This is a genomic window from Streptomyces sp. NPDC003032, from assembly GCF_053591415.1.
Genome location: NZ_JBSFTT010000011.1, coordinates 25,597 through 37,525, shown reverse-complemented (window position 1 = coordinate 37,525; position 11,929 = coordinate 25,597). Strand labels below are relative to the sequence as shown.

At 70.6% G+C, this 11,929-nt stretch carries 9 protein-coding genes and 1 pseudogene; 5 read left to right on the top strand and 5 right to left on the bottom strand.

From position 1 onward, the window contains the following. The first annotated feature begins 349 nt into the window (after window positions 1–349). Window positions 350–1,723, top strand: coding sequence for an MFS transporter (locus tag ACWDZ7_RS17485; RefSeq protein ID WP_451797826.1), 1,374 nt, complete (start codon window positions 350–352; stop codon window positions 1,721–1,723). A 66-nt stretch (window positions 1,724–1,789) separates the two neighbouring features. Then, window positions 1,790–2,191 carry an NUDIX hydrolase gene (locus ACWDZ7_RS17480; RefSeq protein WP_451798097.1) on the top strand — a complete coding sequence of 134 codons (402 nt, stop codon included), beginning with the start codon at window positions 1,790–1,792 and terminating at the stop codon, window positions 2,189–2,191. A gap of 89 nt (window positions 2,192–2,280) precedes the next feature. On the opposite strand, the gene ACWDZ7_RS17475 is transcribed toward ACWDZ7_RS17480, so the two are convergent. From ACWDZ7_RS17475 to ACWDZ7_RS17455, 5 genes are all read right to left on the bottom strand, one after another. Beyond that, on the bottom strand, window positions 2,281–3,390 hold the full coding sequence (locus ACWDZ7_RS17475; protein ID WP_451797824.1) for a hypothetical protein: 1,110 nt from the start codon (window positions 3,388–3,390) through the stop codon (window positions 2,281–2,283). Between the two features lie 20 nt (window positions 3,391–3,410). After that, the gene (locus ACWDZ7_RS17470) at window positions 3,411–4,472 is read right to left on the bottom strand and encodes a hypothetical protein (RefSeq protein WP_451797823.1); all 1,062 of its coding nucleotides are present in this window, start codon (window positions 4,470–4,472) and stop codon (window positions 3,411–3,413) included. A gap of 739 nt (window positions 4,473–5,211) precedes the next feature. Then, window positions 5,212–5,904, bottom strand: a complete 693-nt coding sequence (locus tag ACWDZ7_RS17465; protein ID WP_451797821.1) for a DUF3618 domain-containing protein — start codon at window positions 5,902–5,904, stop codon at window positions 5,212–5,214. Beyond that, the gene (locus ACWDZ7_RS17460; protein ID WP_451797820.1) at window positions 5,880–6,329 is read right to left on the bottom strand and encodes a phage holin family protein; all 450 of its coding nucleotides are present in this window, start codon (window positions 6,327–6,329) and stop codon (window positions 5,880–5,882) included. Before ACWDZ7_RS17460 ends, ACWDZ7_RS17465 begins: the two co-directional genes overlap by 25 nt. Window positions 6,330–6,332: 3 nt before the next feature. After that, a complete protein-coding gene (locus tag ACWDZ7_RS17455) occupies window positions 6,333–7,106 on the bottom strand; it encodes a hypothetical protein (RefSeq protein ID WP_451797819.1) in 774 nt (257 codons plus the stop codon). A gap of 371 nt (window positions 7,107–7,477) precedes the next feature. Here ACWDZ7_RS17455 and ACWDZ7_RS17450 point away from each other — a divergent pair, with 371 nt between their 5' ends. The 3 genes and pseudogenes from ACWDZ7_RS17450 (at window position 7,478) to ACWDZ7_RS17440 (ending at window position 11,922) form a co-directional block, all read left to right on the top strand. Continuing rightward, the gene (locus ACWDZ7_RS17450) at window positions 7,478–7,915 is read left to right on the top strand and encodes an NfeD family protein (protein ID WP_451797818.1); all 438 of its coding nucleotides are present in this window, start codon (window positions 7,478–7,480) and stop codon (window positions 7,913–7,915) included. 29 nt (window positions 7,916–7,944) lie between these two features. Further along, window positions 7,945–9,036, top strand: coding sequence for an SPFH domain-containing protein (locus ACWDZ7_RS17445; protein WP_451797817.1), 1,092 nt, complete (start codon window positions 7,945–7,947; stop codon window positions 9,034–9,036). A gap of 211 nt (window positions 9,037–9,247) precedes the next feature. Further along, window positions 9,248–11,922 (top strand): annotated as a pseudogene (locus ACWDZ7_RS17440) (FAD-binding and (Fe-S)-binding domain-containing protein). Window positions 11,923–11,929 lie beyond the last annotated feature (7 nt).

Genomic DNA, 11,929 nt, shown 5'->3' with positions numbered 1-11,929 from the left:
CGGCGATCAGCAGACTGCCACCCTGTGAATGGTGAAACAAGGGTGATCCGCGGGTCGGCAGGCGCACTGGCGTGATCTGATCCCCTGAGTGACCGGTTCACTCTCTTCTCGCACAACGCCCCTGTGCGCTATGCGCTTTGATCGCATACGTGTCAGGGCCGGTCTGGACAGCAGGCGAGAGGCATTGCAAGCTGCTCGGCATGAAAATCATGGAACACGAGCCGACGCCGACTGAGGCTCGCGCCCCGGGTACCGACGGCACCTTATCCAGACATTCCCCACACCTTCTTTCGGCCGTACGACCCGGCATGTCGGACCCAGTCGGCGGCGAGTTCCTCGGGGAGCCCGCATGACCAGTACCGAGGTGATGCCACAGCACAGGCCCGGTCTGGCACTCGGGGTGCTGGCCGGGGCGCTCGCGCTGGACGTGAGCGGTCTCGCGGTGCTCAACGCCGCCCTGCCGTCCGTCGGGGAGCGTTTCGGCCTGGACGACACCACGCTCCAGTGGGTGATGATCGCCTACGCCGTCACGTTCGCCGGCTTCCTGCTCGTGGGCGGCCGCCTGGCCGATGTGTTCGGCCGGCGGCGGGTGTTCGAATGGGGTGTCGCCCTGTTCACGGTGGCCGCGCTGGCCGGGGCTCTGGCGCCGGACACCTGGGTGCTGCTCGGTGCGCGGGCGGTCCAGGGCATCGGCGCGGCCCTGTCGGGTCCGGCCGCGCTGGCCCTGCTGACCGAGGTGTTCCCGGCCGGTCCGGCGCGCAACCGGGCACTCAGTGTGTACGCGGCGGTCGGCGCCGCGAGCTTCAGCGGCGGGGTGCTGCTGGGCGGTGTGCTGACCCAGTTCTTCGGCTGGCGGTCGGTGCTGTGGTTCTCGGTGCTGGTGGGGGCGGCCGTGCTGGCGGCGACGCGCGCCGGGCTGCCCGGTGGTGTCGGGCGCGGCGGCCGGCTGGATCTGCCGGGTGCGATATCGGGCACGCTCGGCCTCATCCTGCTGGTCGTCGGCGCGAGCAGTAGCGGCGCGTCGGCATGGGGTTCGCTCTGCGTCGCGGTGGTGTTCCTGCTGCTCTTCGTCGTACGTGAGCACCGCACCGCCGACCCGGTGCTCCCTCTCGGCCTCTTCCGGGTCGCGTCGGTACGGGCCGCGAGCCTGGCGGCGTTCCTGCAGTACATGGGCTCGGTCGGGATGCTGTTCTTCGCGCCGCTGTATCTGCAGGGGATGCTGAAGTACTCCCCGCTGGAGTCGGGCCTCGCGCTGGTGCCGATGTCGGCGGCCGTGTTCCTCACCGCCAACTTCGCCACCGGGCGCCTGCTGGCCAAGTACTCCCAGCGGACGCTGATGGCCGTGGGCCTCCTCCTCATCGGCGCGGGAACAGCCCTGTGGATGAGCACACCCCACCACGGCAGCTACGTACTGCACGTGCTGCCCGGCCTGGTGATCAGCGGCATCGGCCAGGGACTGAACTTCCCCTCGATGACGTCCGCCGCGCTCACCGGCGTCGCGCCGGACCGGCACGCGGTCGCCGGGGCGGTGAACGTCGTGGCACAGCAGATCGGCGCCAGCGTCGGAGTGGCGGTCATGGTCCTGGTCGCGGCGACCAGCGACGACCGGCTCACCGGCTACCACCTCGCCTACCTGGCGGCCGGCGTCGTCTGCGTTCTCGGCGCGGCGGTGATCGCCCTGGCAGGTCGTCATGTCTCGCCCAGCTCAGGCCCTGGGACGTGAACGGCGCCGTGGCGTATCGGTAGGGTTCCTTCTCGGCCGGTCTTGGGACGAGAAGGAAAGAAGGCGCTGCCGGTGCTGATCGACACCGTGGCCTGGGTGAGGGTCGAGGGCGGCAGGATCCTGTGTGCGCGCCCGCGCGACAAGGACGTCTTCTACATCCCGGGCGGCAAGCGCGAGGGCGCCGAGAGCGACCCGGAGACCCTGCTGCGCGAGATCAAGGAGGAGCTGACGGTCTCCCTCGACGCGGAGACGGTGGCGCATGTGGGGACGTACGAGGCGGGGGCACCCGGTCTCCCGGATCGCGTCACGGTGCGCATGGCCTGCTACACCGCCGAGTACGACGGGGAGTTGGCCCCCAGCAGTGAGATCGACGAGGTGGCCTGGTTCTCGTACAGCGATCGCGACCGGGTGCCGCCGGTGGACCAGCTGCTCTTCGACGACCTCCGCGCGTCCGGAGAGCTGAGCTGACGGCGGCTGCCGCAGCGGTGCCCGCGTCCGCGGCGGCCGGCAGGGCGGGATGCACTCGGTCCGGGTCGATGTGGGCAAGGTTCGTCACCTCAGCCGAACCGCAGGACGCGTGGGGCGAAGGTGGCCTCGGGGCCGGCGGCGCGGCCCACCGACCATACCGTCGCCGTGCCCGGCACCGGTGCGAGGCGCAGGTCCGAGGAGTCGCCCTCCCCGGCCACCGTCGGTTCGCTGTACTCGGTGAACGACTTTCCGTTCCAGGCGAGGAAGTCCGGCCCGGGGACAAGCGGCGGATAGCTGCCCGGCGGGCCCCACTTCTGCGAGCGGGCCACCGCGACCCAGGCCAGCGCGCCGGACGCGTCGGGTGCCAGTGAGGTGATCCCGCCGAAGTCGGCGGGCGTGGTCACCCTGCTCCACGACTGCCCGTCCCAGCGGGCCAGCAGGGGCGGAATCGGCTTGCCCGCCGGGCCGCCGATGAACCCGGCCGTGCCACCCGCCCACACCTCCGTCGGCGAGACCGCGAGCACACTGCCCACGGCCGCCCGCGGGAACCCGCTCACGATGGTCTGTTGCCACGCCTCGCCGTCCCAGTGCGACACGGCCGCACCCGACTCGCCGGCGCCCGCGGCCCAGACGTCGTCGGCCGCCAGGATGTGCAGGCCGTACACGTATCCCGGTGGCACCGGCACGTCCCGCCAGCCGCGCCCGTCCCAGCGCAGCAGTACCTGCGCGCCGTCCCGCGAACCGATCAGCCAGGTCTCGCCGCCGCCGGCGACGACTTTGGTCAGCACGACACCGCGCGGCGGCCTGCTCTCTGACCAGGCGGTGCCGTCGGAGCGGAGCAGGTGGGCGCCGCCCGCCGAGTCGCGGCCGACCGCCCAGACCGCGGTCGGTGAGGTCGCGGCGATGGACAGCAGCTCTCCCTGCCAGCGGACCCCGGGCAGGCTCTGGCGCTGCCACGCGGTTCCGTCCCAGCGCAGCATCAGCGGGAAGCCCGGCGCCTGGCGGCCGACGGCGTCGGCGCCCACCGCCCACGCCCGGTCCGGACCGAGCGCCACGGCCTCGTTCAGCCCGGCCTGTGGACGTACCTCTGCCGGGACCGGTACATGCTGCCAGGACGGGGTTTGAGCCGCGGCCGTGCTCATGACGGTCACGAGGGTCATGGCGACAGCGAGGGCCGCGATGAGAAGTCGACGCGCCATGTTCAGCCTCCCGGTCACAGTCACAGCCCCGGTCTCAGTGCCAGCCGTTCGCTCAGCAGGTTGGGTTTCGAGCCGTAGATCTCGACGGTCCCGAAGGACAGCAGTGAGAAGCCGGCCTTCGTCAGTGCACGCGGTGTGACGTCGATCGCGTTCGTGCGCTCCGGGCCGTAGGAGAAGGTGGTGCGGGAACCGTCCACCCGTGCGTACTTCGACTGGAACGCGCGGTCGCTGCGCATCGGCAGCCACAGCGCGCCGTCCGGGCCGCGCACCATGGCCTCGGTGTAGGTGTCGCCCAGCGGCGGGTAGGTGGTGCGCCAGGCGTGCCCGTTCCAGGTCATCAGGTAGGTGCGACTCCCGCTGTCGGTGTACTGGCTGCCGCCGATCGTGGCCCTGCCGGACGGTTCGGACAGGATCGTGTGCACGTTGCTGTTCGGCGGCAGCGCCACCTTCGCGTCCCGCCACGCCGTGCCGTCCCAGCGCAGGACGGTGGTCCCGTCGCTGGAACTGCCCCAGGCCCAGGCGTCGTTGGCAGTACGCGCGTTGATCCCCATCACGTACAGCACACCGTCCGGGATGGACTGCGTGGTCCAGCCGGAACCGTCGTAGTGCAACACCTTCACCCCGGTGTCGTCCTCACCGACCAGCCACGCGGCGCCCGGTACGGCGGTGAAGTCCTGGTAGATCCGCAGGGTCTGCGGCAACGGGACGGTACTCCACTCCCCCGCCGACCGGCGCAGGATGTCCCTCACTCCCTCGCGGCTGCGGAGGATCCACACCTCCTCGCCGACGACCTGCGCCTTGCCGAGCGAGCCCGGCTCACCGGCGCCGGGGAAGGTGGTGTCCCGGCTCCACGCCTTGCCGTCCCACCGGTACAGCATCGGCCGCACTCCATCGGCGGCGTGCTCGAACCCTGTCGCCCATGCCTCGCCCGGCCCGCGGGCGGCGAGATCCGACACGGTCACCGGCGGGGCCGCCGCCGGCACCGGCAGCGCCGACCAGCCCGGCGTCACGGCCGCGGCCGGCGACGCCAACGTGGCACACGTGATCACAAGGCAGACGATGGCCGCACGGAGACCGTTCACGAGACCTCCCCAACGCGAAGGCCGCTCAGCCTATGGGTGTTCACCAGCCGTGAACAGACGTCACACAGCGGCCTGTGCGCGTGTGCGCTCCCGCGCGTTCATGTCCGCGAAACGGTGTGGTGACCATGTGCGGGCGGCCGACCGAGGACGCCGGGTGTTCCACGACCCGGCCGTGAACCCTGCGTATCCGCAGGACCGGCCGGTCACCGGGTGTCGCGTGCACCTCGACGACGGCGCGGCTGTCGCGCAGCCAGAAGAGGGCAGCGGGTGTGCGTACCCCTGTCCACGGCATGCCAAGGACCTGGCTTACCCATCAACCACCGGCCAGTTCGCCGGGTGGTGTGCCGCAGCTCGGGCCGCCCGGCCCGTCGAATTGCACCGAACTGAAGAAGTCCCGGTAGGCAGGGAAGAAGTTGCCTTTGCCCGTAGGGCCGGAGGAGGTCACAGCCGTACAGCCGGTGCAGTTCGCATCGGACCAGAGATCGGATCTCGCGGCGCTCGGCATGAACGACCGGGCCAACTCGGGTTCACTCCGCCCGTGCGCTCGTGCGCTCATGGGCCGAGGTGCCGCGAACTCCCTTGTAAGCCTGCCGATTCGTTCGGCGCGCCGCGATCCCTCACAGGAGGGAGCGCACGGAAGCGGTCCCCGGCTCCGCCGCAATCGGCGGAGCCGGGGACCAAGGCGAGGAGGAGTTCCACGGTGCGGCGGGAGCGGTCCCGCATCAGGGGCAGCCGCCCGTCAGGTGTTCGGTTGCCCGGGGCGGCCCGTCTGCTCGCGCACCTCATGGACGGTGTCCCCGCCCACCTCGCGCAGCCCCTGCGCGGTGTCCTGTCCGGCGCTCCGGGCCTGCTCCTTCGTGGTCTGGGCTGCTTCCTGTGCCGTGGACTTGACCGCTTGCACCGCATCGGCGGCGGGTTGGCGCAGCTCTTCCTTGACGTCCTGCGCTGCCTGCACGGCTTGTTGCTTCACCGGTTCGAGCAGGTCATCGGCGTGCTCGCGCAGTTGCTGACCCGCTTGCTCCTCCGCCTTGCTGGTCGGCAGCATCGCGGCCGTCAGCATGCCGGCGCCGAAGGCGATGAGACCGGCCGCGAGCGGGCTGCCCTGCGTCTGCTGTTTGACCTGCGAGGGCGCCTGCTGGACGGCGTCACCGATCTGTCCGGTCGTGTCCTTGGCCGTATCGGCGAGGCTTCCTGCCGCCTGGCCGGCGGAGTCCGCGAGACCGTGCGCGGTGTCCGCGACGTTCCCGACGGTGTCGCTGGTCGTGCCCATCACACGCTCCTTGATGCCGCTCAGCCGTCCCCGGGCCGCGCCGACCTTGCGCTGGGCCACCCTGCGGGGGGTCACCTTGTCCGCCAGGAGGTCGACGTTGCGGGCCAGATGGGCACGCCGGTACTCCACGTCGGTCCTCAGCTCGTCGGGTGTCGTGCCCATTGGGCGTCCTCCTTCAGGGTTTCCACGGTCTGTTCGGGCTTGAGGTTCACGGTGCGCAGGCGCTTGCGGCCGGTGCTGTACAGCACCGCCGCGACCACCGCCCACACGGCGGTGACGATCAGTGCCGCCCAGGCGATGTCCATGACATTGGCGAGGGCGAAGATCACGGTCAGGCTGCCCAGGAGCAGGACGAGGTGACCGGCGTAACCTGCCCCGCCCAGCATGCCGAAGGCCTTGCCGGCCTTGGTCGACTCCTGCTTGATCTCCGCTTTGGCCAGCTCTATCTCGTCGCGGACGAGCTGCGACAGATCGGTGCTGATCTCGCTGAGCAGGTCACCGATCGACGGCTCGTCCGGCTTGGCGGAGCGCGGGGCCGTCGGGTGCTGGGCGTCCGTGCCGATGGATTCCGGGAACTGTGTGGCCACCGCTCAGCTCCCCTGGCTCGGCCCCGGCCGGCCCGGGTAGGGCGGCGAAGGCGGTGGCGGAGGCGTGGCCGTAGCGGGCCCCGTAGGCGTGGGTGGCTGTCCGTATCCCGGTGCGACGGGCGGCGGCTGGATCTGACCGGGGGTTTCCAGCGGACTCCGGTACCCCGTCCGGGGCGTGCCGGCACCCGTCACCGGAGGCCGGGGGGTGCCGCCCGGGCTTGAGGGGACCTGGTGCTGCCCGCTCTCAGCGCCCGAACCCGGTGCGGCGGACGAGCCGGCGGCACTGATCCCCTTACCGGCCCGCGCCACGGCGAAGCCCGCCAGCGCCGCACCCGCCAGGAACACACCCGGTCGGCGCCGCGCGAAATCCTGCAGATCGCTGACGAGGCCATCCGGGCCGCGCCGCTCCAGGCGGGAAGCCACCTGATGACCGCCGTCGGCTATCTGGCGCACCACTCCGGCGGCGCTCGAATCGGGCTTGCCGCTCGCGCTCATGTCGCGCAGCTCATCGGCCAACCGGCGCACGTTCTCCGCCAGGCGCTGCGTCTGGGACTGGGCCTGGTCCTGGAGCTGATCCCGCAGCTGTCCCACCACGTCACGCGCCTGAGCAGTGGCCTCGTGAGCCACTCCTGCCGCTTGTTCCTTCGCGGTCCCGGCCACCTCGGCGGCCTCCTCGCCCACCAGCCCGGCGCCTTCCGTCGCCTTGTCCTGTGCTGTCTTTGCCACCGCCGCCGGCCTGCTCTGGTCCGGGCGGCTCGTGCCCTGGAAGTCGCTCAAAGCTCCTCCTGGTCAATCGAAGCGATCGGTTGTCCGGCACCCGTCGCGTACCCCTATCCCAGCCGAGTACCGCTCGTCTTTGGGGCACCTGACGCCGTGAGCCGGGCTACCCCGGCCCGAGCTGGTATGCCGTCACCGGCCCCGGTGCGCCGGGCCGTCATACAGCCCCTCCGACCACCGCACGCGGTGGCTCCTGTCGGAGCTTCGGCTGTATTCCAGTTCCCACGCTGCCCCAAGCAGGCCGCCTCCGCATGTCGGACCAGCAGCACCGGCAACGGCGCGCGGGAGAGGGCCACCGGCGCGATGTCTGTTCCGCCCGTGGTCGCGGGAGGTAACTTAAGTAGACAGGGCCTCTGCAGGAGGGCGGTCCGATGCCGTGGTACCTCTGGTTGCTCGCCGCCTTGGCACTGGGTGCCGCGGAGTTCTTCGCCCTGACACTGGTTCTCGGATTGCTGGCGGCCGCCGCGATGGTTACGGCCGTGGTCGCCGGTGTGGGTATCGGCACGGCCGGCCAGCTCGTGGCCTTTGGGGCGACAGCGGCAGCCGGGCTCGCGATCATCCGTCCCATCGCACTGCGGCATGTAACACAGTCACCCCTCACACGCGAGGGCAGCGATGCGCTCATCGGCAAGCGGGCCGAGGTCTTGCAGGAGGTCACCGCGACCCGCGGCCTGATCAAACTGTCCGGCGAGGAATGGTCCGCCCGCGCCCTCGACGAAAGCCATGTAATTCCGGTGGGAACGCTGGTCGACGTGATGGAGATCGAAGGCGCTACAGCCATCGTCTACCCCCGCGAACTCCTTCCATGAACAGCTGAACACAGAGCAATGGAGGAAACGTGGACACGGTTGTCGTCCTGATGCTCGTGGCGGCGATAGTTGTCGTCTTCCTCGTGGCCTCCACCGTGCGGATCGTCCCGCAGGCGCGCCGCTACAACGTCGAACGGTTCGGCCGCTACCGCCGCACGCTGCAACCCGGTCTGAACTTCGTCCTGCCGGTGGCGGACCGCATCAACACCAAACTCGATGTGCGCGAGCAGGTGTATTCGTCCGACCCCAAGCCGGTGATCACAGAGGACAACCTCGTGGTGAACATCGACACCGTTCTTTACTACCAAGTCACTGACCCGCGAGCAGCAGCCTATGAGGTCGCTGATTACCTGCAGGCGATCGATCAGCTCACGGTGACCACGCTGCGGAACGTCATCGGCAGCATGGACCTGGAGGGGACGCTCACCTCACGCGAGGAGATCAACGCGCAGCTCCGCGCCGTCCTCGACGACGCCACCGGAAAGTGGGGCATCCGGGTCAACCGCGTCGAAATCAAGGCCATCGATCCACCCCACACCATCAAAGAGGCCATGGAGAAGCAGATGCGGGCCGAGCGTGACAAGCGCGCGGCCATCCTGCACGCCGAAGGGGAACGGCAAGCCAAGATCCTCACCGCGGAAGGCACGAAACAGAAGGACATCCTTGAAGCGCAGGGCACGCAACAGGCCATGATCCTGCGGGCGGACGGCGAGGCGAAAGCAGTGGAGCGCGTCTTCCAGGCCGTCCACCGCAACAATGCCGACCCGAAGATCCTGGCCTACAAGTACCTAGAGACACTCCCGCACCTGGCGAAGAGCCAGAACAACACGTTCTGGGTGATCCCGGGAGAGCTGACCGAGGCAGTTCGCACCGTCACCAGCGCGTTCGGTGACCATTCGCCGGCTGCCGCTCCCGAAGTCGCGCGGCCTGGAGGCCCCGGGGGAGCCGTCACCTCCGACGTCGACGGCCCACCGGACGAGAACACGGTCGCGCTCGACGCAGCCACCGCTGTTGTCCAGGCCGAGAAGCAGGCCGCCGCCGCGGTGAGCGACGCCAAGGCGGAGGCCGAAGCCGCGAAGTCACCCCAGGTACCGCGCCGGGAACAGACCTCCGGCGGCTGAGCCTGCCCTCGGCCATCCCGGGCCGGAGCGCCCCGCGACGCCCTCACGCCACAGCACCTCGACCTCGAGAGCGGCTTCAGCCACGGGCACGCCACCGAGATCCCGGCCGGCAACGACGACGGCACCGCCCCGCCGGCCTCGCTCAAGCGCGGGTTCGGTTTCTTCCTGTTCGCCGGGGTGCCGGCGATGCCGCGCACCGAGTGTGGACCGAATGCCCGAGCGCCCGGTTTGCGTGTTCGTGCCCAGGGTTACACCCTGTCAGGAGTCCTTGCCGCGCCCCCGCCCGTGCTGCCACTTCGACACGGGCACTCGGGCGGCGTATTCGACGGACGGCTCCAACTACCGGCAGGCGCCCATCGGAGTGGTCGTCCCGCGCACCGTGGAGGCGGCCCAGGAGGCCGTGGCGGTGTGCCGGGAACGCGGGGCGCCGCTGCTGTCCCGCGGTGGCGGCACCAGCCTGGCCGGCGAGTGCTGCAACAGCGCGGTCGTTGTGGACTGGAGCAAGTACTGCAACAGGCTGCTGTCGGTGGACACCGGGAACAGGCGGTGCGTCGTCGAGCCGGGCATCGTCCTGGACGATCTGAACCGGCAGCTGGCCGAGTACGGCTTGCAGTTCGGACCGAGGCCGGCCACTGCTGCCCGAGCACGGCTTCGACGTCGCCGGACTCCTGACCGGCTCGGAATCCACCTTGGTCACCGTATTGCGCGCGGAACTGGACCTCGTACCCGTGCCCAAGCACACCGCGCTGGTCGTTCTCGGCTACAAGGACATCTGTGAGGCCGCCGACCACGTGCCGGCCGTCCTTCGACACGAGCCGGCGGCGCTGGAAGGCGTGGACCACCAGCTGATCCACTTCCAGCAGGAGAAGCACCTCAACCCCGAGGCGCTGGACATCCTGCCCGGGGGGCAGGCGTATCTGATGGTGCAGCTCACCGGCCACACGCGCGAGGAATGCGACGCCGGGGCCAGGGCTCTCATCGACGCCAAACCGGACGACGTCGACCACACCTGGTACGACGACGAACAGCACGTGGACGAACTGTGGCTGGTCCGCGAGTCCGGCCTGGGCGCGACCGCGCACGTCCCCGGAAAGCCCGACACCTGGGAGGGTTGGGAGGACTCGGCGGTTCCGGTGTACGGGCACTTCGGCCACGGCTGCGTCCACACCCGTATCCCCTTCGACCTGGAGTCCGAGGAGGGCGTCGCCCGGATGCGGGCCTTCGTGGAGAGGGCCGCCGACCTGGTCGTCTCGTACGGCGGATCGCTGTCCGGCGGGCACGGAGACGGCCAGTCGCGGGGCGAGCTGCTGGTGAAGATGTTCGGGCCCGAACTGATCGAGGGCTTCGAGCGGCTGAAGGGGCTGTTCGACCCGGACAACCGGATGAACCCCGGCAAGATCGTGCTGCCGTACCGCCTCGACGAGAACCTGCGCCTGGGAGCCGACTACCTGCCCTGGGAGCCGGACACCGCTTTCGCCTTCCCCCACGACGACGGGAGGTTCAGCCGGGCCGCCGCCCGGTGCGTCGGCGTGGGCAAGTGCCGCTCCTCGCAGGGTGGAGTGATGTGTCCCAGTTATCGGGCCACCCGCGAGGAGGAGCACTCCACCCGGGGCCGGGCACGGCTGCTGTTCGAGATGGTCCGCGACGGCGACGACTCGCCGGTCAAGGACGGCTGGCGCTCGGACGAGGTGCATGACGCGCTCGACCTCTGCCTGGCCTGCAAGGGCTGCAAGACGGACTGCCCGGTCAACGTCGATATGGCCACCTACAAGGCCGAGTTCCTGCACCACCACTACAAGGCTGCGCCCACTGGCGCACTACTCGATGGGCTGGCTTCCCGCGGTGGCCCGGCTGGCCGCCCTCGCGCCGCGCACCGTCAACGCGCTGGCCGCGGTGGACCGGGTGGCCCGCGTGGCCAAGGCACTCGGCGGCGTCGCGCCCGAACGTGACGTGCCCGTCTTCGCCGAGCAGCGCTTCACCGACTGGTGGCGCGAGCGGGGCGGGACGCGCGGCGACGGCCGGCGGGGCGAGGTCGTGGTGTGGCCCGACACCTTCACCGACCACTTCCACCCCGCGATCGGCCGGGCGGCCGTGGAGGTCATGGAGGCGGCGGGCTTCCGGGTCGAGGTGCCCGACGCGGCGGTGTGCTGCGGGCTGACGTGGATTTCCACCGGACAGCTGGGCATCGCCAAACGCGCCCTCGGCCACACCGTCGACGTACTGCGCGAGGACCTGCGCCGCGGCACGCCCGTGGTCGGCCTCGAACCCAGTTGCACCGCCGTCTTCCGCGCCGACGCGGCCGAACTGCTGCCCAAGGACCCGGATGTGGAGCGGCTGCGCCGGCAGACCCGCACGCTGGCCGAGCTGCTCGTCGAGCGCGCCGACGACTGGCGGCCCCCGGCCGTCGACGCGCGGGCCGTGGTCCAGCGCCACTGCCACCAGTACGCCGTCATGGGCTTCGAGGCCGAGCGGAAGGTAATGGAGCGTGCCGGGGTCGACGCCGATGTGCTCGACGCGGGCTGCTGCGGTCTCGCAGGGAACTTCGGCTTCGAGAAGGGCCATTACGAGGTGTCCATGGCCTGCGCGGAAGCGGGGCTGCTGCCCGCCGTGCGGGAGGCGGACGACTCGACGCTGATCCTGGCGGACGGCTTCAGCTGCCGTACGCAGGTCGAACAGGCCAGCACCGGACGCGCACCCCTGCATCTGGCGGAAGTGCTGGCCGCGGCGCTACGGCGACAGAACGCCGAGGCCGAACGGCCCTCGCCCCCGGGGCCGCGCGCGCTGCTGCCCCTCGGGGTGGCCGGCGCGGCGACCGTGGCACTGGCCCTGCTGGCACGCGCCCGGCGCGCCGGGCGCATCCGCCTACGAGGAATCCGCCACCGGTGAACCACGC